Origin of the sequence: Streptomyces sp. ASQP_92 (assembly GCF_025399895.1) — a bacterium.
In the GTDB taxonomy this organism is placed as follows: domain Bacteria; phylum Actinomycetota; class Actinomycetes; order Streptomycetales; family Streptomycetaceae; genus Streptomyces.
In genome coordinates, this window is sequence record NZ_JAODUA010000009.1 from 233116 (window position 1) to 253526 (window position 20411).

The window sequence follows — 20411 nt, forward strand, 5'->3', positions numbered from 1 at the left end:
GGGCGTAGCATGAGGGGCCGTTTGATTTTGGTTTGGCGTCCGGTACCCCTCGCGGACTGGAACGGAAGGCCCACCGCGTGAACGCACCATCAGAGCACCGCCACGAACACTCCCCGGCGGACCGCCCCGCCCGCCTCACCGTGGGCGTCGTCGGCGCGGGCCGGGTCGGCCCCGCGCTCGCCGCCGCGCTCCAGCTGGCCGGACACCGCCCGGTCGCGGTGTCCGGGGTCTCCGACGCCTCGGTGCGCCGGGCCGCCGCCCTGCTGCCCGACGTGCCGCTGCTGCCGCCCGCCCAGGTCCTCGAGCGCGCCGAGCTGGTCCTGCTGACCGTCCCCGACGACGCCCTGCCGGGCCTGGTCGAGGGCCTCGCCGAGACCGGCGCGATCCGGCCCGGCCAGCTCCTGGTGCACACCTCGGGGCGGTACGGCACCGCCGTCCTCGACCCCGCGCGGCGGGCCGGCGCGCTGCCCCTCGCCCTGCACCCGGCGATGACGTTCACCGGGACCGCCGTCGACGTCCAGCGCCTGGCGGGCTGCTCGTTCGGCGTGACCGCCCCCGAAGAGCTGCGCCTGGCCGCCGAGGCCCTGGTCATCGAGATGGGTGGCGAGCCCGAGTGGATCGAGGAGGCGGCCCGCCCGCTCTACCACGCGGCCCTCGCGCTCGGCGCCAACCACCTGGTCACGCTGGTCGCCCAGTCCCTGGAGGTGCTCTCCCAGGCCGGGGTCGCCCACCCCGACCGGATGCTCGGCCCGCTGCTCGGCGCGGCCCTGGACAACGCCCTGCGCTCCGGGGACGCGGCCCTGACCGGGCCGGTCGCGCGCGGCGACGCCGGCACGGTCGCCGCGCACGTGGCCGAGTTGCGCGAGCACGCCCCGGGCACGGTCGCCGGATACCTCGCGATGGCCCGTACGACCGCGGACCGCGCGCTGGCCCACGGCCTGCTCAAGCCCGAGCTCGCCCAGGACCTGCTCGGTGTGCTCGCCGAAGGAGAATCCCGATGACTACGCCGACGACACCGACTTCACCGACGGCATCGGCGACACCGACTTCACCGACGGCATCGGCGACACCGACTTCACCGACGGCATCGACGACCCCGACGGCATCGGGGGCATCGGCGGCATCGACGACGCCGACGGGCCGCACCGCCCTGGTGCGTACGGCCGCACAGCTCGCGGCCCTGGAGCGGACCGGGCGCCGCGCCGTGGTGATGACCATGGGCGCGCTCCACGAGGGCCACGCCACCTTGATCCGCACCGCCCGCACCCTGGCCGGGACCGCCGGGCAGGTGGTGGTCACGGTCTTCGTCAACCCGCTGCAATTCGGTGCGGGCGAGGACCTGGACCGCTATCCGCGCACCCTGGACGCGGACCGCGCGATCGCCGAACGGGAGGGCGCCGACGCGGTGTTCGCACCCTCCGTGGACGAGGTCTACCCCGGCGGCGAGCCCCAGGTGCGGGTCACCGCGGGCCCCATGGGCGAGCTCCTCGAAGGCGCCTCGCGGCCCGGCCACTTCGACGGCATGCTGACCGTCGTCGCCAAGCTGCTCCACCTCACCGCGCCCGACGTCGCCCTGTACGGACAGAAGGACGCCCAGCAGCTCGCCCTGATCCGGCGCATGGTGCGCGACCTGAACTTCCCCGTGGAGATCGTCGGCGTGCCCACCGTGCGCGAGGACGACGGGCTCGCCCTGTCCAGCCGCAACCGCTACCTCTCCCCGGCCGAGCGGTCCGCGGCCCGCGCCCTGTCGCGCGCGCTGTTCGCCGCGCGCGACCGGCTCGCCGCCGAACACGCCCTGCACGCGCGGGCCACCGCCGGCGGCGCCGTCTCGGGCCGGGCCGACGCGCTCACCGCGATCGGCGAGGCCCGCGCCGCCGCCGACGCCCACGCGGTGGCCGCGGCCGCGCCGTCGCCCGCGGCCATCAAGGCCGTCGCCCAGGGCGTCCTGGACGACGCGGCGAAGGCCGAACCCCCGGTCGTGGCCGACTACTTGGCGCTGGTCGACCCCGCGACCTTCCGCGAGGCCCCCGAGGGATTCGCCGGGGAGGCGATCCTCGCGGTCGCCGCCCGCGTCGGCACCACGCGCCTCATCGACAACATCCCGCTCACGTTCGGAGCACCGGAATGACAAGCACCGGAATACGCCTTGACGCCCCCGCCCCCGGCTGGGCCATCGACGCGGACGTCGTGGTGGTGGGCTCCGGCGTCGCGGGCCTGACCGCCGCGCTGCGCTGCACCGCGGCCGGCCTGGCCACGGTCGTCGTGACCAAGGCCCGCCTGGACGACGGCTCCACGCGCTGGGCGCAGGGCGGCATAGCGGCGGCCCTCGGCGAGGGCGACACCCCCGAGCAGCACCTGGACGACACCCTGGTCGCGGGCGCCGGCCTCTGCGACGAGAACGCGGTACGCCTCCTGGTCACCGAAGGCCCGGGCGCCGTACGGCGGTTGATCGACACCGGCGCCCACTTCGACACCGACGACTCGGGCGCGATCTCGCTCACCCGCGAAGGCGGCCACCACCGCCGGCGCATCGCGCACGCGGGCGGCGACGCGACGGGCGCCGAGATCTCGCGCGCGCTCGTCGAGGCCGTCCGCACCCAGGCGGTGCGCACCATCGAGAACGCCCTGGTCCTCGACCTCCTCAAGGACGCCGAAGGACGCACCGCGGGCATCACCCTGCACGTCATGGGCGAGGGCCAGCACGACGGCGTCGGCGCGGTCCGCGCGCCCAACGTGGTCCTCGCGACCGGCGGTATGGGCCAGGTGTTCTCGGCGACCACCAACCCGTCGGTGTCCACCGGCGACGGGGTGGCGCTCGCGCTGCGTGCCGGAGCCGAGATCTCCGACCTCGAATTCGTCCAGTTCCACCCCACGGTCCTCTTCCTCGGCGCGGACTCGGAGGGCCAGCAGCCGCTGGTCTCGGAGGCCGTACGGGGCGAGGGCGCCCACCTCGTCGACGCGTACGGCACCCGCTTCATGCTGGGGCAGCACGAGCTGGCGGAGCTCGCCCCGCGCGACATCGTCGCCAAGGCCATCACCCGCCAGATGCAGGCGCAGGACGCCGTGAACATGTACCTGGACGGCCGGCACTTCGGCGCCGAGATGTGGGAGCAGCGCTTCCCCACCATCCTGGCCGCCTGCCGCTCGCACGGCATCGACCCGGTGACCGAGCCGATCCCGGTCGCCCCGGCCGCCCACTACGCCTCTGGTGGCATCCGCACCGACCTGCGCGGCCGCACCACGGTGCCCGGCCTGTACGCGTGCGGCGAGGTCGCCTGCACCGGCGTCCACGGCGCCAACCGGCTCGCCTCCAACTCCCTGCTCGAAGGCCTGGTCTTCGCGGAGAACATCGCGGCGGACATCGCCGCGAACGGGGGCGGCGAATCCGCGCCGGTGGCCACAACTCCCGTACCGGACACGGCAGTTGACACCAAGCCCGACGAAGGGCCGGTGCCGCTGCTCGACCCGGCCGCCCGTATCCAGATCCAGCGCATCATGACCAACGGCGCCGGGGTGCTGCGCTCCGCCGAGAGCCTCGCCGAGGCGGCCGAGCGCCTGGAGGCGATCCGCGCCGACGAGCGCAAGGCCGCCGTGCCGGGCGTGGAGGCGTGGGAGACCACCAACCTCCTGCTCGTCGCCCGCGTCCTGGTCGCGGCGGCCGCCGCCCGCGAGGAGACCCGCGGCTGCCACTGGCGCGAGGACCGCCCCGACCGCGACGACGCGGCCTGGCGGCGCCACCTCGTGGTCCGCGTCACCCCCGGGCGGAGCCTGGACATCCGCCCCACCCCCAGCGCCACCTTCCCCCCGACCGTCGCAGCCACCCCCCTGGAGCCGTAACCGTGAGCACGCCCGAGGAACTCCGTCCCCAGCCCGTGGACGTCCCCCTGATCCAGATCGGTGCGCCCGCGCAGGGCGGCGGCTGTGGCGACGACTGCGGCTGCGGCGGCGGCGAGGAGGTGTACGAGTGCGGGCTCGATCCCGCCCTCGCCGCGCTGCTCGCCGAGTCGGGCCTGGACCCCGTACAGGTCGAGGACATCGCCCACCTCGCCATCGAGGAGGACCTGGACGGCGGCTTCGACGTCACGTCGGCGGCCACCGTGCCCCAGGACGCCGTCGCCACCGGCGACTTCACCGCCCGCGAGGCGGGCACGGTGGCCGGTCTGCGCGTCGCCGAGGCCATCCTGTCCATCGTGTGCACCGAGGAGTTCGAGGTCGAGCGGCACGTCGCCGACGGCGACCGCGTCGAGGCCGGGCAGAAGCTGCTCAGCGTCACCACCCGCACCCGCGACCTGCTGACCGGCGAGCGCAGCGCGCTCAACCTGCTGTGCCGCCTGTCCGGCATCGCGACCGCCACCCGCGCCTGGGCGGACGCTCTGGAGGGCACGGGCGCCAAGGTCCGCGACACCCGCAAGACCACCCCGGGCCTGCGCGCCCTGGAGAAGTACGCGGTGCGCTGCGGCGGCGGCGTCAACCACCGCATGTCCCTGTCGGACGCGGCGCTGGTCAAGGACAACCACGTGGTCGCGGCCGGCGGCGTCGCCGAGGCGTTCAAGGCCGTACGTGACCGCTTCCCGGACCTCGCCATCGAGGTCGAGGTGGACACGCTTGCCCAGGTCACCGAAGTCCTGGACGCGGGCGCCGACCTGATCCTGCTCGACAACTTCACCCCGGCCCAGACCGCCGAGGCGGTCGCCCTGGTCGCGGGCCGCGCCATGCTGGAGTCCTCGGGCCGCCTCACCCTGGCGAACGCCGCCGAGTACGCCGCGACGGGCGTCGACTACTTGGCGGTGGGCGCCCTCACGCACTCCTCGCCGATCCTGGACATCGGCCTCGACCTGCGCGAGGCCGGCCGGGAGGGCTCGGCCTGATGCTGCTCACCATCGACGTCGGCAACACCCATACCGTCCTCGGCCTGTTCGACGGCGAGGAGGTCATCGAGCACTGGCGGATCTCCACCGACGCCCGCCGCACCGCAGACGAGCTGGCCGTGCTGCTCAACGGCCTGATGGGCACCCACCCCATGCTGGGCGCGGAGCTCGGCGACGGCATCGAGGGCATCGCGATCTGCGCGACCGTCCCCTCGGTCCTGCACGAGCTGCGCGAGGTGACCCGCCGCTACTACGGCGACGTCCCCGCGATCCTGGTGGAGCCGGGCATCAAGACGGGGGTGCCGGTCCTGACCGACAACCCCAAGGAGGTCGGCGCCGACCGCATCGTCAACTCCATCGCCGCCGTCGAGCTCTACGGCGGCCCGGCGATCGTCGTGGACTTCGGCACGGGCACGACGTTCGACGCGGTGAGCGCGCGCGGTGAGTACGTGGGCGGCGTGATCGCCCCCGGCATCGAGATCTCCGTCGACGCGCTGGGCATCAAGGGCGCCCAGCTCCGCAAGATCGAGGTGGCCCGCCCCCGCTCGGTGATCGGCAAGAACACCGTCGAGGCGATGCAGTCCGGCATCGTGTACGGCTTCGCGGGCCAGGTCGACGGCGTCGTGCGGCGCATGAAGCGCGAACTGGTCGGCCCCGACGGCGACCCGGACGACGTGACGGTCATCGCCACCGGCGGGCTCGCCCCCATGGTGCTCGGCGAGGCCGAGGAGATCGACGAGCACGAGCCCTGGCTGACCCTGATCGGCCTGCGCCTTGTGTACGAGCGGAACGTGGCGCGCTCCTGAGACGGCGGCCGGGCGCGCGGGGAAAACCACCCGGCAACGCGCCCGGCATCGGCCCATTAACCCGATTTTGTCCAATTAAGACGTATCGTCGCCGCATGCCCACGCCATACGGATCCCGCGGTGGCATGGCGTTCGGTGCGGACGAGCTGCGTGTGCTCCGACGCGCCCTCGCCATCGCCCTCCACCCCAGCGCCGTCCAGGATGAGGACATCAAGGACTGTCTGCGCCTGGCCGACTCGGTGGACGAGGCGGTCCGCGAGGGGGAGCGGCTGCGCGCCTTCCTCCTCGCCGACCTCGCCCGCTACCGCGACGCGCTCCCCGGCTCCCTGCCCGGCTACACCGAGCTGCTCCAGGACGCCCTGGCGGCCGGCTACGACCCCGGACCCGACGACCTGTCCGCCCTGCGTGCCCTGCGCTCGAACCCGGTCTGCGCGGCCCTCCTGGAGCGCTGCCGCCGGATCGCCGAACGCTCCGTGCGCGACCGCCTCGCCGGGCGTGCCGTGGCCGCCGCAGCGCCACGCATCCGGCTGCTCACCCTGGTGGGCGGTGGCGCCGACCGGGACGAGAAGCCCGAGCCCAAGCCGGCCCCGGCCCGCCCGGCCCCCGCGCACCCCGCGCCCGAGCGCCCCGTACCGAAGCCCTCCGAGGCCTTCCCGCCACGCCGACGCCCGGTGCCCCCGCCCGAGGAACGGCGCGCGGGCTAGCTACCCTGTCGGTATGGACTACGTTTCCGCGCTTCTGCCCCCCGTGGTGATGGCCATCTTCTTCATCGCGCTCGTCGTGACGATCGTGAAGAGCCAGGGCGGTTCCAACAAGGGCAAGGAGGACGCGGCCGTCGACGGCGCCCTCGCCCGCGCCGAGGCCGCACGGCAGAAGCCCGCCTCGTCCTGACCTCCGGGCCGGGACGAGCACCTACAACGGGGGCGCACGGGAACCATTTCCCGCCGTGCGCCCTTTTTGCTGCGCGCTAACCGCAAATGACCGGCCATTCGCGACATCTCCCACTATGGTGCAGATGTGCCCCGTCAATTGGGAGAGCTGGAAGACGCCGTCATGACCCGGGTCTGGCAGTGGAACCGTCCGGTGACCGTCCGGGAAGTCCTCGAAGACCTTCAGCAGGAACGGTCCATCGCGTACACCACCGTCATGACCGTAATGGACAATCTCCATCAGAAGGGCTGGGTCCGCAGGGAAGTCGACGGCCGGGCCTATCGATATACGGCGGTCTCCACGCGGGCCGCGTACGCCGCCGCCCTGATGAACGAAGCGTGGTCCCAGAGCGACAACCGGGCGGCCGCACTCGTCGCGTTCTTCGGGATGATGTCGCCCGAGGAGCGCGAAGCGCTGCGCGATGCCGTGCGCATGGTGCAGGAGCCGGAACCCGAACGGGATCGCGAAGCCGAACAGGGATCCGAAGAGGGCGATGCGCCCGGCGACAGCACGGGGCGATAGCGTCCAGGCATGTCTTATCCCGCCGCGAATGCGGTCACCGTCCGCCGGGCCAGGACCGGCGATGTACGAGCCGTACGAAGCCTTCTCGACGCGTACGTGGGTGACGGGATCCTGCTCGACAAAGCGACGGTCACCCTTTACGAGTCCATCCAGGAGTTCTGGGTGGCGGAACGCGAGTCGGACGCCCGTGTGGTGGGCTGCGGGGCTCTGCACGTGATGTGGGAAGACCTCGCCGAAGTGCGTACTCTCGCCGTGGACCCCGAGTTCCACGGCAAGGGCATCGGACATATGGTGCTCGGCAAGCTGCTCGACACCGCCCGCCGGCTCGGAGTGAGCCGGGTTTTCTGCCTCACGTTCGAAGTCGCCTTCTTCGCGAAGCACGGGTTCACCGAGATCGGCGAGACTCCCGGCGATACCGTCGACACAGATGTCTACAGCGAGCTGCTGCGCTCCTATGACGAGGGCGTCGCCGAGTTCCTCGGTCTCGAACGGGTGAAGCCGAACACCTTGGGCAACAGCCGGATGCTTCTGCACCTGTGATCGGGGAAGCGGCACGAAGCTGTCGGAACCCTATGTCCGAATCGCGTACGTTTCCCGCGGAGCAAGGATCCTGAACCTCTCCAGGGGGTTTGTGTTTTCCAGTCAAAAGCGGTTTCCTTTCCGCGTACTGCATTTTCGATGAAAGGAAATCCGGTGGCACAGAAGGTTCAGGTCCTTCTTGTCGATGACCTCGACGGTGGCGAGGCTGACGAGACCGTGACGTTCGCTCTTGACGGGAAGAGCTTCGAGATCGACCTCACCACCGCCAACGCGGACAAGCTTCGCGGTCTTCTTGAGCCCTACGTCAAGAGCGGCCGGCGTACCGGTGGTCGCGCGGCGGGCGGTCGCGGGAAGGCCCGTGGCGCGCTGCTCGGCACGGGCAACCAGAACACGGCCGAGATCCGCAAGTGGGCCAAGGAGCAGGGTTACAACGTGAACGACCGCGGACGCGTCCCGGCCGAAATCCGTGAAGCCTACGAGAAGCAGAACGGCTGAGTTTCCGCGTTCCCCGCACCACCTGGGGATTGAGCGTGAAACAACCGGGCCCGGTGGCATTCCGTCGCCGCCGCGGCCACCAGCCTCACGAGGCTGAGGCCCGCGGCGCGGCCGTCCCGCGCGGTCCGCGAGGCGCCGGAAGCGCCCTTCTCGCCGTCCCCACCGCACTGGGTGAGCCCGGTGAACGAGGGCAGCCGCGCCTCGACCTCGCAGCCGGGCTCGGGGGGCCGCAGCCATACGGCGGCCCCCGGCGAGCCGGTCCAGCCGGGCGGCACCGGGGCGGTCATCCGCCCCCCGGCGCCGATGGCCCGCAGGTCCAGGGCGACCCCGCCCCACTCCAGCCAGTCGAGCAGCCCCGGCAGCTCGTCCGCGCTTCCGGCCGCCACCAGCCAGCGCATCCGGCGCCCCACCAGGGCGACCGGCCCGCTCCGCCCGTACCGCCGAAGGAGCGCGAAGCCGGCGGCCGCCGGAAGTTCCAGGACGTCGAAGCGCAGTCCGGTGAGCAGCTGCACCGGGGGACCCGCCGAGACGGCCCAGCCGAGCCCGCTTTCGTACCACTGCGCGAGCGAGCCGTTCAGGGGGGTGCGGGGCTGCGGGACGGTGAAGGCCATACCCGGAGCAACTTCCAAAACGGCCCGGAGTTACGCTGGGTTTCCATGCGACCGCACTCCGCTGTGGATTTTGCGGCGCTCGGGGGTGTGGGCGGGCGCAAGGTTGTTCGCCCGTAGCTTACGGAACCGGGGAACGTCGCATGGAGTGTCAGTCCGGGCGGGTAAGACATTCCTAGTGGGGAGGGGCGACACGCTCGTCAGACGGTCTCACGTTCGCCATCGGCGTACTGGAGACAGGGGTATCTGTCTGGCCTGCGGGAACATCGTCTCGCACCATCGGGTTGGAGCAGTTGTCGGCTGTTCGGGCCGGGAGGCAATGAACGGGTGTCGGCAGTTGGAATGAGCTGTCCCGCCCTGCGGGACTAGCATGCGGAAGGACAGGGAGGGGAACGCCCCCTAACTGCCCGACCGCTCTGAGGAGCGATTAACGATGTTCGAGAGGTTCACCGACCGCGCGCGGCGGGTTGTCGTCCTGGCTCAGGAAGAAGCCCGGATGCTCAACCACAACTACATCGGCACCGAGCACATCCTCCTGGGCCTGATCCACGAGGGTGAGGGTGTCGCCGCTAAGGCCCTGGAGAGCCTCGGGATTTCGCTCGAGGCGGTCCGCCAGCAGGTGGAGGAGATCATCGGTCAGGGCCAGCAGGCCCCGTCCGGGCACATCCCCTTCACCCCTCGCGCCAAGAAGGTCCTGGAGCTTTCGCTCCGCGAGGCCCTCCAGCTCGGCCACAACTACATCGGCACCGAGCACATCCTGCTCGGCCTGATCCGCGAGGGCGAGGGCGTCGCCGCCCAGGTCCTGGTGAAGCTGGGCGCCGATCTCAACCGGGTGCGGCAGCAGGTCATCCAGCTGCTCTCCGGCTACCAGGGCAAGGAAGCCGCCACCGCCGGCGGCCCTGCGGAGGGCACGCCCTCCACGTCCCTGGTGCTCGACCAGTTCGGCCGCAACCTGACGCAGGCCGCTCGCGAATCCAAGCTCGACCCGGTCATCGGGCGCGAGAAGGAGATCGAGCGTGTCATGCAGGTCCTGTCGCGCCGTACCAAGAACAACCCGGTCCTCATCGGCGAGCCCGGCGTCGGCAAGACCGCCGTCGTGGAGGGCCTGGCCCAGGCGATCGTCAAGGGCGAGGTGCCCGAGACGCTCAAGGACAAGCACCTCTACACGCTGGACCTCGGCGCCCTGGTCGCCGGTTCCCGCTACCGCGGTGACTTCGAGGAGCGCCTGAAGAAGGTCCTCAAGGAGATCCGCACCCGCGGCGACATCATCCTGTTCATCGACGAGCTCCACACCCTGGTGGGTGCGGGTGCCGCCGAGGGCGCGATCGACGCGGCGAGCATCCTCAAGCCGATGCTGGCCCGCGGTGAGCTCCAGACCATCGGTGCCACCACCCTCGACGAGTACCGCAAGCACCTGGAGAAGGACGCGGCTCTCGAGCGCCGCTTCCAGCCCATCCAGGTCGCCGAGCCGTCGCTGCCGCACACCATCGAGATCCTCAAGGGTCTGCGCGACCGCTACGAGGCCCACCACCGCGTTTCCATCACCGACGAGGCGCTGGTCCAGGCCGCGACGCTGGCCGACCGGTACATCTCGGACCGCTTCCTGCCGGACAAGGCGATCGACCTGATCGACGAGGCCGGCTCCCGGATGCGCATCCGCCGGATGACCGCGCCGCCGGACCTCCGCGAGTTCGACGAGAAGATCGCGGGCGTGCGCCGCGACAAGGAGTCGGCCATCGACTCCCAGGACTTCGAGAAGGCGGCTTCTCTCCGCGACAAGGAGAAGCAGCTGCTCGCCGCGAAGGCCAAGCGCGAGAAGGAGTGGAAGGCCGGCGACATGGACGTCGTCGCCGAGGTCGACGGCGAGCTGATCGCCGAGGTGCTGGCCACGGCCACGGGCATCCCGGTCTTCAAGCTCACCGAGGAGGAGTCCTCGCGGCTGCTCCGCATGGAGGACGAGCTGCACAAGCGCGTCATCGGCCAGAAGGACGCCATCAAGGCGCTCTCGCAGGCCATCCGCCGTACGCGTGCCGGTCTGAAGGACCCGAAGCGCCCCGGTGGCTCGTTCATCTTCGCCGGCCCGTCCGGTGTCGGTAAGACCGAGCTGTCCAAGACGCTGGCGGAATTCCTCTTCGGTGACGAGGACGCGCTGATCTCCCTCGACATGTCGGAGTTCAGCGAGAAGCACACGGTTTCCCGCCTCTTCGGTTCGCCCCCCGGTTACGTGGGTTACGAAGAGGGCGGCCAGCTCACCGAGAAGGTGCGCCGCAAGCCGTTCTCCGTCGTCCTGTTCGACGAGGTCGAGAAGGCCCACCCCGATATCTTCAATTCCCTGCTCCAGATTCTGGAAGACGGTCGCCTGACCGACTCCCAGGGCCGGGTCGTGGACTTCAAGAACACGGTCATCATCATGACGACCAACCTCGGGACCCGGGACATCTCCAAGGGCTTCAACCTGGGCTTCGCCGCCCAGGGCGATGTGAAGACCGGGTACGACCGGATGAAGGCCAAGGTCAACGAGGAGCTGAAGCAGCACTTCCGCCCCGAGTTCCTCAACCGTGTCGACGACACGGTGGTCTTCCACCAGCTCACCGAGGAAGACATCATCCAGATCGTCGACCTCATGATCGACAAGGTGGACGAGCGCCTCAAGGACCGCGACATGGGCATCGAGCTCAATGCCGAGGCCAAGTCGCTGCTCGCCAAGAAGGGCTACGACCCGATCATGGGCGCCCGGCCGCTGCGCCGGACGATCCAGCGGGAGATCGAGGACATCCTCTCCGAGAAGATCCTCTTCGGAGAGCTGCGCCCCGGTCACATCGTGGTCATCGGCACCGAGGGCGAGGGTGAAGCGGCGAAGTTCACCTTCCGCGGCGAGGAGAAGTCGGCGCTGCCCGACGTCCCGCCGATCGAGGACGCGGCCGCCGGTGGCGGTCCGAACCTGAGCAAGGAGGCGTAGACCTCCCCGGAGGTCCCGCCCGAAGGGACTGCCCCGGCCCGTACGCACCGTACGGGCCGGGGCAGTCCCTTTTCGTCGTTCAGGGGGCGAGCGGGCCTCCGTTGACGGTGACCGTCAGGCCGGGGCGGCGCAGCAGGGCGCCCGGGTTCCAGGAGCCCGCCTGGACGGTGCCGACCGCGAGGTCCACCGTCGTCAGCGCCGGGAAGGCAGCGAGGACGGCGCCGAGATCGCCGTCGGAGTTGGCGAGCCACAGGTCGAGGTGGCGGACGCTCGGCAGCGGGGCCACCCCGGCGAGGGCCGCCACCGAGCTCAGCGCGACGCCGAGCCGGGTGATGCCGGGCCGCCCCCGCACATACGCCAGGAGCCGCCGGGTGGTCGCCGTGGAGGACGGGGCGAGCTCCAGATAGCTGAGGGCGGGCCAGCGGCTCAGGGCGTCGAAGCCGGAGACCTGGTCGGCCTCCAGATGCAGGGTGGTGACGCCGTTCAGCACCGGAAGCTGCGCCAGATGGAGATCGGTGCTGCTGCCGAACAGCAGGGTGCGCAGCGCCGGGACCTCGCCGAGCGGGGACAGGTCGACCTCCTGCGAGGCGACGTCGAGCAGTCCGAGCGAGGTCAGGCGGGGCAGCCGGGCGAGCTGGGTGAGGTCGCGCAGACCCGAGCCGCGCAGCACCTCCAGATCGGTGAGGCGCTCCGCGCTGTCCCGTAAGAAGGCCAGCCCGGTCAGGCGCTCGGTGCCGTTCAGACGCAGCGCCGCCACCTCGCGCCCGCGCAGCGCGGCGTGCAGCTCCTCGGCGGTCAGGTCGGGCGGCACGGTGATCCACAGCCGGCGGGCGCCGGGCACGTGCGGGAGCTGGGCGAGTTGCCAGCGGGTCTCCACATGCAGCCGGGCCTCCCTCAGATCGAGGTGGGCGAGGACTTCGCGGGCGTAGCGCTCGGCGGGGTAGCGCGACCACTCGGTGGCGAACAGGTCCACGGCGTCCGGGTGGGCCGCGGACCACGCGCGGGCGTGCTCGATGGCCTCCGCGTTGCCGACCCGGTTGATGAGCCCCACCACGTGCGCGAGCGCCTCGGGGGAGGCCGTCGCCGGGTCCGGGAGATGGTCGAGGACGGGCGGGCCCAGGCGCGCCAGCAGGGTGACGGTCTCCAGGTCGCGGGGTGGAAGCAGCGCCGTGATGTGCTCGCGGACCCGGCGGGCGGTGGTCTCGTCGAGGTAGGCGGCGTGCTGGGCGCAGCGCGCCGCCAGCACATGGATCTTGGCCCTGTCCTGGGGGTTCGGCTGCCGGGAGCCCGCGTCGAGCAGGCCGTTGATGAGGACGGGACGGTCGCGGCGGCCGCAGTGTCCGGCGGCGAGCAGGATCACGTCCTGCCACTGCTGTTCCTCCGAGGCGTGCCGAAGGAGTTCGCCCAGGTGCCCGTCCTCGATGAACTCCTTGGCGGCGAGGAAGTCCTGGAAGGTGCGGTGGGTGAACTGGAAGACGTCGTCGGCGTGTTCCTGGAGGAGTCCGCTGCGGTTGAGGAGGTGGCGCAGCACGTCCTTGGGGGTGCCCTGGCCGCGTACGTTCTCCATCCCTGAGAGGGCGCGCTTGAGCTGGCGCAGCGCCTGGTCGCGGGAGAACTCCGACTGTCCCTCGCGCACCAGCCACACCGCGATCCGCTGGAGCAGCTCGGTGCACTCCTCGGCGCTGATCTGGATGCCTTCGGGCGACTCGACCTTGCGCTGCTGGTCCCGGTTGCCGAGCAGCATCCGCAGGGCGGCCTCGTACAGCTTCCAGCGGGTGTCGGGCAGGAAGCCCTGGCGCAGCCGGTGCAGGGCGCAGATCACGGCGCAGAGCAGCGGGGTGCGGGCCAGGCCCCGCAGGGTGCTGTTCTGCTTGAACTGCTCGGACAGGTCGCGTTCCAGCTCGTCGAGGTCCTCGTGCGGGCCGCTGTCGAGCCGGGCCGCGCGGTGCCAGGCGGCGATGAACGCGGTGATGTCCTCGTCGTTCATCGGGAGCAGTCTGAGCTCCTCGAAGCCCGCGTACTTCAGCCAGTCCGGCTCGACCGCCATCGGCCGTACCGTCACCACGCAGCGGGTGCGCGGATAGCGGTCCAGGAGGGCGGCGAGCCAGCGGTGCGCCTCCTCACGGTCCTCCTGGGGCACTTCGTCGAGGCCGTCCACCAGGAGCAGCGCCCGCCCCGTCTTCAGGACCCGGCCCGCCCAGCCCTCGGGCGCCTCGTCGACCACCAGGCGTGCCGCGGTGGGGAGTTGGGCGGGCAGCGGGAAGGTGGCGCCCTGGGCGCGCAGGGTGCGCAGCGGTACCACGAAGGGGACCAGCGCGTTGAGGTCCGCCAGCCCCGGTCCGAGCCGTCCGGCCGCCGCGTGCGCCGCCAGCCACCACACCAGGGTGGTCTTGCCGGCGCCCGCCTCGCCCCGGATGAGGGCCCGGGGGCGGGAGGCGAGCAGGGCGTCGATGCGCTGCGGGGCGCTGTCCATCAGGGGGCGGCCCGGCTGCGGGGGCTCGGTCGCCTTGGGTCTCGCCTCCAGGCTGAGGTAGGCGGTGTCCAGGTCCCACTCGGAGTCCCGCTTGTTCAGCTCGTCCAGGCCGAAGATCTTCGTCTTGCGGTACGAGGCGCCGATGGCCTCGGCGTACTCGTGCTCGTAGCGCTGGTCCTGCGGGGGTACGCCGGTGACGAGTTCGAGGGCGGTCACCGCGGCGAGCGTGGCGAACGCGGCCAGGAAGCCCTCCGAGGCGAAGATGCCCCGCAGCGGCACGCACACCACCCGGCGGTGGCCGCGCCCGCGCGGGATCTCCTTGACCAGGCCGAGCAGGGTGGCCGCCGCGAACAGGGGGGCGCCCGACAGGCCCATGAGCGGCGAGCTGCCGTCGGCGCGCTCGGCGGCCGGGGGCCGGTGCAGTTCGCAGACCAGATCCTGGCGCAGGCTCCCGGCGACCGGCAGGACCGTGCCCACGAACTGGTCGTAGTCCAGGTGGTGGTCGGCGCCGTAGCGCTGGATGTCGGGGAAGCCGATGATCTCGCAGCCGGGCAGCGACTGGGCGGTGTCGACGGTGCCCAGCCGCAGCAGACCCGGCAGTAGCTCCTCGTCGCTGTAGATCAGTGCCGCGTCCAACTCGTCGTCCCGCCACAGGACTTGACCGGTCACCTCGCCGATCGCCGGATGGGCGAGGCGGACCGGCGGGGCGCCCACCAGGTTGTGCGCACAGGTCAGCACCAGCCACGGGGAGACGATGACCCCGCTGCCCTGGCAGCCCTCCGACAGGATGGCCACGACCCGGTCGGCGGTCGTGGGCGGGGCGGCGCTCACCGCGGGCCGGCCGCGAAGCCTCCGCCCGGCCGGGGGTTGTGGACCTTCCAGGCGGAGCCGTCGGCGGCGGTGTGCGGCTTCAGGGTGAAGGACACCCTGTGCGTACGCCCCGTGACGCGCCCCGCGTCGGCGCCCGCCTCCACCACCCAGGCCCGGGCCTTGAGGCCGCCCCTGCGTTCCTTGCGGAGCTCGAACGTGAACTCCATCTGGATGTCGCCGAGCTCGAAGACCAGCGGCTCCCCGGCGCCTCGGGCGGCGGCCTCGATGAGCTGCTCGCGTACGGACTCGATGGCGTCGGCGAGTTCGATCCCGTCCGCGTCATGGCTGTCGTCGGTCATGTCTGTTCCCCCTCGCTCACCCCAAGTCTCTCTCTGAGTACGGGAGTTGGGACAGGGGTGGGAGGGGTCGGGAGGTGCCGACCCGGACGGCCCGGGGGTGCCGGCCCGGACGGTCTGGGCGGGCGGCCCGTGCGCGCGGGGCCCGCGGGCCTGGGCGGGCGGCCCGCGGCGGGGCCCACGGCGCGGCCACGCCATGGGTTGCGTGCCGTTGGTCCTGAAAAGGAAGGGCTTAGGTCCCGGTTGCGGTGACAAGGCGCACAGGAGATCAGGGGCCTACTAGGTGCCTTAGGGGCCGTTGGGGCGTATTTACCCTTATATCGCCTATTCCCCTTCTGATCGTTACGGCTTTCCTTCGTAGATGGGCGTTTTGGGCGGAGATGGAGTCACGCGCTACCAAGGTGAGGTCGACCCGGTGTGCCGCTGTGCGTGCCGGGTCCGCGCATGCCGCCGGATCCCACTCGGCGGCGATCCCCTGTCGCCGTACGAAAGAGTTCTCCCCGCATGTCCCAGCGCACCTCGTCCCAGACCGTCCGCCCCTCCGCCGCCCGGCTGCGCGCCCTGGCGGTCTCCGTCGTCGCGACGGGAGCGGGGGCCGCCACGCTCCTCGGCGCGGGCGTCGCGGCGGCCGACGAGGCCAGCGCCCTGCCGCTCGCCGCGACCACCGTCACCACCAGCGCCGTCGCCGACCAGGCCAAGGCGCAGGGCAAGGCCGCGGCCACCGCGCGACAGGCCGCCGCGGCCAAGGCCGCCTCCTGGGTGCAGCCGGTCGCGCGCTACACGCTGAGCGCGAGCTTCGGTCTGGGCGGCTCGATGTGGTCGCACAAGCACTCCGGCCAGGACTTCGCCGTGCCCAGCGGCACCCCGGTCTCCGCCGCGCACTCCGGCACCGTCGTGAAGGCCGGCCCGGTCGGCGCCGGTGACGGCCCCGCGTACGGCAACGCGATCGTGATCCGGCACGCCGACCACACGTACTCGCAGTACGCCCACCTGTCCCACATCGGCGTACGCGTCGGCCAGCGCGTGGCCACCGGCGAGCGGATCGCGCTGTCGGGCAACACCGGCAACTCCAGCGGCCCGCACCTGCACTTCGAGATCCGTACGACGCCGAACTACGGCTCGGCCGTCAACCCGGTGGCCTTCCTGCGGACGGTGGGCGTCACGGTCTGATCCGTTGGGCGCCGGATCCGATTGGTGCGCGCCCTAGGCGCGCGAGTTGTGATGGGCCTGGGTCACCAGGTCACTGGCGACTTCGAGGACGCTCAGGCGCTTCTCCTCGGGGCCGCCCTCCATGTCCTTGAGGACGAACATCCCGGCGTGCATCGAGAACAGCGCCGTGAAGCAGCGGATCTGGTCGGCCATGGTGGCCTCCGGGTCCTTCAGCAGGTCGACCATCGCGTGCATCCGCTCCTTGAACATCTCGCCGATGCTCAGCTCGCGCATGGTCGCCTGGTTCTCCTGCATGAACCGGAACAGCGGCTCGGCCCCGAAGAGGGCCTCGCTGTAGCGGCGCATGATCTCCAGTTTGACGTCGAGGGTGTGCGGCTGGGTGCGCCCCCACTCGATCACCTCGTCCATGGGCCTCGTGAGGTCCTGGAAGAGGCTGATGATGATGTCTTCCTTGGTCTTGAAGTGGTAGTAGAGCGCGGCCTTGGTGACCTCCAGCCGCTCCGCGATCTCGCGCAGCGAGGTCTTCTCGTACCCCTGCTCGCCGAAGAGCTCCAGGGCGACGTCCTGGATCCGCTGGCGGGTGTTTCCTCTGGCCATGCCTGCTCTCCCGAATGCGTACGGGCGCCGTCCCCCGGCGCCCGTGCCGTTTGTCATTTACTTACTTGACGCCCGGCAAGTTGGGGTCTACCTTCCCCAGTGTAGTGGTAACTAGCCGGGCGACAAGTAAGTAGCTCTCCCGGCGGACGTCAGGCTTCAGGGAGTTGGGGACGATGGCTACGGGGATACCGGACGAGAAGGCAGTGGATGCGGAGGTGACCGACGCGCCGCAGCCACGCAGCGTGCGGGTCGTGCTCCTCGCCCTCATGATCGCGATGCTGCTCGCCATGCTCGACAACATGATCGTGAACACGGCGATGCCGACGATCGTGGGCGAGCTCGGCGGACTCGAGCACCTGTCCTGGGTGGTCACCGCCTACACCCTGGCCACCGCCGCCTCCACCCCGATCTGGGGCAAGCTCGGCGACATGTACGGGCGCAAGGGCGCCTTCCTCACCTCCATCGCGATCTTCCTGCTCGGCTCCGCGCTCAGCGGCATGGCGCAGGACATGAGCCAGCTCATCGGCTTCCGCGCGATCCAGGGCCTGGGCGCGGGCGGCCTCATGGTCGGCGTCATGGCGATCATCGGTGACCTCATTCCGCCCCGCGAGCGCGGCAAGTACCAGGGCATGATGGCCGGCGTCATGGCGCTCGCCATGATCGGCGGACCGCTGGTCGGCGGCGCCATCACCGACCACCTCGGCTGGCGCTGGACGTTCTACATCAACCTCCCGCTCGGCGCGGTCGCGCTGGCCATGGTCACCGCCGTCCTGCACTTGCCCAAGAAGCGGGCGCGCGGCCGGATCGACTACCTCGGCACCATCCTGCTGACCGTGGGCATCACCTCGATCGTCCTGGTCACCACCTGGGGCGGCTCGCAGTACGCCTGGGGCTCCGCGATCATCATGGAGCTCATCGCACTCGGCGTCGTCGCCGTCGTCGGCTTCCTCTTCGTCGAGACCAAGGCCGCCGAGCCGATCCTGCCGCTGCACATCTTCCGCAACCGCAACTTCTCGCTCATGTCCGGGATCGGCTTCCTCACCGGCTTCGTGATGTTCGGCGCGATGCTGTTCCTGCCGCTGTACCAGCAGTCCGTGCAGGGCGCCTCCGCCACCAACTCCGGCCTGCTGCTCCTGCCGATGCTGCTCTCGATGATGGCCGTCTCGCTGATCGCGGGCCGCGTCACCACCAGCAGCGGCAAGTACAAGATCTTCCCGATCCTGGGCGGCGCGCTCGTCGTGGTGGGCCTGTTCCTCCTCTCCACGATGGACGTCACCACGACCCGGTTCATGTCCGGCGTCTACATGGCGGTGCTCGGCGCGGGCATGGGCTTCCTGATGCAGATCACGATGCTGGTCGCGCAGAACAGCGTCGAGATGAAGGACATGGGCGTCGCCTCGTCCTCCACGACCCTCTTCCGTACGCTCGGCTCGTCCTTCGGCGTCTCGATCATGGGCGCGATCTTCACCAACCGGGTCGGCGACGAGATGGTGCGCCGGCTCGGGGCGGGCGCGGGCAAGCTGGGCTCGGCCCAGCTCGACCACGCGAGCCTGCTGAAGCTGCCGGCGCCGGTGCGCGAGGCGTACCAGTACGCCGTCTCCTCCGGTACGCACGGAACGTTCCTGGTCGGCTCGATCATCGCGGTGGCCATGTTCGTGGCGGCCCTCTTCGTGAAGGAGGTCCCGCTGCGGGGCGCCGCGCCGGCCCCCGAGCCCGAGCGGGACGGGGCGCCGGTGGCTCCGCCGGTCACCGAGTCGGTGTCGTAGGGATTTCCCGCCCGCCCGCCTTCGCAGGGGGCCGGAGGCCCGGCCCCCTGGGGCCCGCGGCCCCCGGCCCCCTGTGCGTCCGTCCGGCCCGCATCGCCGACGGCACATCGTCAACAGCCTTGCCGTGACCGGCCGTTGGCGTTCCTCGTTCGCGTGACGGGAGACGCCGGGCACCCCCTACGCCTGCACCGCACCCGCCCCCGGCGGCTGCGCCGGGAAGCTGCCCGTGTTGGTGGGGGCGTGCTCGGGGAGCCAGAGCACGGCGATCGCCCCGCCGGTGCCGGCCGCGTTGGGCGAGCCCTCGGGGGCCGCGTTGCGGAAGGTGAGGCGGGCGCCCAGCACCTTCGCCTGGCCCGCGGCGATCGTGAGACCCAGTCCGTGCCCATTGCCCGACCGGTCGCTCGACCCGGTACGGAACCGGCTCGGCCCGTCGCGCAGCAGCGCCTCCGGGAACCCGGCCCCGTGGTCGCGGACCCGTACCACCCGGCCCTCGACGGTGACCTCCACCGGACCCCCGCCGTGCTTGGCGGCGTTGCCCAGCAGATTGCCCAGGATGCGCTCCAGGCGGCGCGGGTCGGTGCTGACCCACGACTCGTGGACGACCCGCACCTTCACCTCGGGGTCGAACGCGGTGACCCGGCGGCTCACGAACTCGCCGAGCGCGATGTCCTGGAGCTCGGCCCGCTCGGAGGCGCTGTCCAGGCGGGCGACCTCCAGGACGTCCTCCACCAGCGTGCGCATGGCCTGCGCCCGGTTGCGCACCAGCTCGGTGGGGCGGCCCGGAGGCAGGAGTTCGGCGGCGGTGAGCAGCCCCGTGACCGGGGTGCGCAGCTCGTGCGCGATGTCCGCGGTGACCCGGCGCTCGGCCTCGATGCGCTCCTGGAGCGCGTCGGTGAGCGCGTCCACCGCGCGGGCGAGCTCGTCGGTCTCGTCGCGTACGACACCGCCGATGGCGTCCCGCACCCGTACGTCCGTGTTGCCCTCGGCGACCCTGCCCGCCGCGTCGGCCGCCTTGCGGAGCCTGCGGGAGATCTGGCCGCCGATGAGGATGCCGAGCGCGCAGCCGCCGAAGACGACCGCCACCGAGCCGATGACCAGGGCGCGGTCGAGGTCCGCCATCACATTGGAGCTGCGGTCGGTGAAGGTGGAGTGCAGCGACAGGACGTCGCCGTTGCCGACGGGCACCGCGGCCCAGATGTCGGGCGGCCCGCTGTCGCGCTCCTGCACCGAGGAGACCTTGCGCCCTTGCAGCGCCTTGGACTTGAGGGCGCCCGGCAGCGCGGGATCGTTCAGCTTGGTGCCGAAGCGGACCCGCTTGTTGCTCGTCTCGTAGTAGTTCTGCGCGAAGTTGAGCCGCTCCATCTGCACTTCGCGGGCGTTGTCGAGCATCGAGACGCGGGCCGCGTTGTGCACCACGAGGCTCAGCGCCATCACGGTGAGCGCGCCCACCGCCGTGATCGCGATACTGATCTTCCAGCGGACGCCGGTCCGCAGCACGGGGCGCCTCACTG

General features: G+C 71.4%; 18 protein-coding genes. 13 read left to right on the forward strand and 5 right to left on the reverse strand.

The genetic code is table 11. The features are described from left to right. The first annotated feature begins 77 nt into the window (after positions 1–77). From N4G70_RS21035 to N4G70_RS21080, 10 genes are all read left to right on the forward strand, one after another. Complete coding sequence (locus tag N4G70_RS21035; protein WP_261714215.1) at positions 78–1001, forward strand: Rossmann-like and DUF2520 domain-containing protein; 924 nt, start codon at positions 78–80, stop codon at positions 999–1001. Beyond that, the gene (gene panC / locus N4G70_RS21040) at positions 998–2128 is read left to right on the forward strand and encodes a pantoate--beta-alanine ligase (RefSeq protein WP_261714216.1); all 1131 of its coding nucleotides are present in this window, start codon (positions 998–1000) and stop codon (positions 2126–2128) included. Before N4G70_RS21035 ends, panC begins: the two co-directional genes overlap by 4 nt. After that, the gene (locus tag N4G70_RS21045; RefSeq protein ID WP_261714217.1) at positions 2125–3837 is read left to right on the forward strand and encodes an L-aspartate oxidase; all 1713 of its coding nucleotides are present in this window, start codon (positions 2125–2127) and stop codon (positions 3835–3837) included. The genes panC and N4G70_RS21045 overlap by 4 nt, the downstream gene beginning before the upstream one ends. A gap of 2 nt (positions 3838–3839) precedes the next feature. Continuing rightward, positions 3840–4868 carry a carboxylating nicotinate-nucleotide diphosphorylase gene (gene nadC, locus N4G70_RS21050; protein WP_261714218.1) on the forward strand — a complete coding sequence of 343 codons (1029 nt, stop codon included), beginning with the start codon at positions 3840–3842 and terminating at the stop codon, positions 4866–4868. Next, positions 4868–5674 (forward strand): type III pantothenate kinase, encoded by an 807-nt coding sequence (locus N4G70_RS21055; protein ID WP_261714219.1) that lies wholly within the window; start codon positions 4868–4870, stop codon positions 5672–5674. Before nadC ends, N4G70_RS21055 begins: the two co-directional genes overlap by 1 nt. Before the next feature lie 125 nt (positions 5675–5799). Continuing rightward, entirely contained in the window at positions 5800–6378 is a 579-nt protein-coding gene (locus N4G70_RS21060; protein ID WP_261714265.1) for a hypothetical protein, read from the forward strand. A 13-nt stretch (positions 6379–6391) separates the two neighbouring features. After that, a complete protein-coding gene (locus tag N4G70_RS21065; RefSeq protein ID WP_162952548.1) occupies positions 6392–6565 on the forward strand; it encodes a hypothetical protein in 174 nt (57 codons plus the stop codon). A 126-nt stretch (positions 6566–6691) separates the two neighbouring features. Further along, on the forward strand, positions 6692–7126 hold the full coding sequence (locus N4G70_RS21070; RefSeq protein WP_261714220.1) for a BlaI/MecI/CopY family transcriptional regulator: 435 nt from the start codon (positions 6692–6694) through the stop codon (positions 7124–7126). Positions 7127–7135: 9 nt separating this feature from the next. Then, positions 7136–7666, forward strand: coding sequence for an amino-acid N-acetyltransferase (locus N4G70_RS21075; RefSeq protein WP_261714221.1), 531 nt, complete (start codon positions 7136–7138; stop codon positions 7664–7666). A gap of 153 nt (positions 7667–7819) precedes the next feature. Then, positions 7820–8161: an Lsr2 family protein gene (locus N4G70_RS21080; protein ID WP_053729112.1), complete on the forward strand. Its 342-nt coding sequence runs from the start codon at positions 7820–7822 to the stop codon at positions 8159–8161. Here the strand turns inward: N4G70_RS21080 and N4G70_RS21085 are convergent. Next, positions 8140–8772 carry an SCO3374 family protein gene (locus tag N4G70_RS21085; RefSeq protein WP_261714222.1) on the reverse strand — a complete coding sequence of 211 codons (633 nt, stop codon included), beginning with the start codon at positions 8770–8772 and terminating at the stop codon, positions 8140–8142. The two genes, N4G70_RS21080 and N4G70_RS21085, sit on opposite strands and share 22 nt — an antisense overlap. Before the next feature lie 430 nt (positions 8773–9202). On the opposite strand from N4G70_RS21085, the gene N4G70_RS21090 reads away from it, so the two are divergent. After that, on the forward strand, positions 9203–11728 hold the full coding sequence (locus N4G70_RS21090) for an ATP-dependent Clp protease ATP-binding subunit (RefSeq protein ID WP_261714223.1): 2526 nt from the start codon (positions 9203–9205) through the stop codon (positions 11726–11728). A gap of 79 nt (positions 11729–11807) precedes the next feature. On the opposite strand, the gene N4G70_RS21095 is transcribed toward N4G70_RS21090, so the two are convergent. Both N4G70_RS21095 and N4G70_RS21100 read right to left on the reverse strand, forming a co-directional pair. After that, positions 11808–15032 carry an NACHT domain-containing protein gene (locus N4G70_RS21095; protein ID WP_261714224.1) on the reverse strand — a complete coding sequence of 1075 codons (3225 nt, stop codon included), beginning with the start codon at positions 15030–15032 and terminating at the stop codon, positions 11808–11810. Then, positions 15029–15370: a trypco2 family protein gene (locus tag N4G70_RS21100; RefSeq protein ID WP_261714225.1), complete on the reverse strand. Its 342-nt coding sequence runs from the start codon at positions 15368–15370 to the stop codon at positions 15029–15031. The genes N4G70_RS21095 and N4G70_RS21100 overlap by 4 nt, the downstream gene beginning before the upstream one ends. A 501-nt stretch (positions 15371–15871) precedes the next feature. On the opposite strand from N4G70_RS21100, the gene N4G70_RS21105 reads away from it, so the two are divergent. Next, complete coding sequence (locus tag N4G70_RS21105) at positions 15872–16537, forward strand: M23 family metallopeptidase (RefSeq protein ID WP_261714226.1); 666 nt, start codon at positions 15872–15874, stop codon at positions 16535–16537. A 33-nt stretch (positions 16538–16570) separates the two neighbouring features. Here the strand turns inward: N4G70_RS21105 and N4G70_RS21110 are convergent, their stop codons facing one another. After that, positions 16571–17134, reverse strand: coding sequence for a TetR/AcrR family transcriptional regulator (locus tag N4G70_RS21110; RefSeq protein WP_261714227.1), 564 nt, complete (start codon positions 17132–17134; stop codon positions 16571–16573). 173 nt (positions 17135–17307) lie between these two features. Here N4G70_RS21110 and N4G70_RS21115 point away from each other — a divergent pair, with 173 nt between their 5' ends. After that, entirely contained in the window at positions 17308–18900 is a 1593-nt protein-coding gene (locus N4G70_RS21115) for an MDR family MFS transporter (RefSeq protein WP_261714228.1), read from the forward strand. Positions 18901–19077: 177 nt separating this feature from the next. Here the strand turns inward: N4G70_RS21115 and cseC are convergent, their stop codons facing one another. Further along, entirely contained in the window at positions 19078–20409 is a 1332-nt protein-coding gene (gene cseC, locus N4G70_RS21120; protein WP_261714229.1) for a two-component system sensor histidine kinase CseC, read from the reverse strand. Positions 20410–20411: the final 2 nt, after the last annotated feature.

Coding starts and splice junctions, on each gene's coding strand:
- panC (WP_261714216.1), top strand. CDS start 998: ATGACTACGCCGACGACACCGACTTCACCGACGGCATCGGCGACACCG.
- N4G70_RS21045 (WP_261714217.1), top strand. CDS start 2,125: ATGACAAGCACCGGAATACGCCTTGACGCCCCCGCCCCCGGCTGGGCC.
- N4G70_RS21055 (WP_261714219.1), top strand. CDS start 4,868: ATGCTGCTCACCATCGACGTCGGCAACACCCATACCGTCCTCGGCCTG.
- N4G70_RS21060 (WP_261714265.1), top strand. CDS start 5,800: ATGGCGTTCGGTGCGGACGAGCTGCGTGTGCTCCGACGCGCCCTCGCC.
- N4G70_RS21065 (WP_162952548.1), top strand. CDS start 6,392: ATGGACTACGTTTCCGCGCTTCTGCCCCCCGTGGTGATGGCCATCTTC.
- N4G70_RS21075 (WP_261714221.1), top strand. CDS start 7,136: ATGTCTTATCCCGCCGCGAATGCGGTCACCGTCCGCCGGGCCAGGACC.
- N4G70_RS21085 (WP_261714222.1), bottom strand. CDS start 8,772: ATGGCCTTCACCGTCCCGCAGCCCCGCACCCCCCTGAACGGCTCGCTC.
- N4G70_RS21090 (WP_261714223.1), top strand. CDS start 9,203: ATGTTCGAGAGGTTCACCGACCGCGCGCGGCGGGTTGTCGTCCTGGCT.
- N4G70_RS21100 (WP_261714225.1), bottom strand. CDS start 15,370: ATGACCGACGACAGCCATGACGCGGACGGGATCGAACTCGCCGACGCC.
- N4G70_RS21105 (WP_261714226.1), top strand. CDS start 15,872: ATGTCCCAGCGCACCTCGTCCCAGACCGTCCGCCCCTCCGCCGCCCGG.
- N4G70_RS21110 (WP_261714227.1), bottom strand. CDS start 17,134: ATGGCCAGAGGAAACACCCGCCAGCGGATCCAGGACGTCGCCCTGGAG.
- N4G70_RS21115 (WP_261714228.1), top strand. CDS start 17,308: ATGGCTACGGGGATACCGGACGAGAAGGCAGTGGATGCGGAGGTGACC.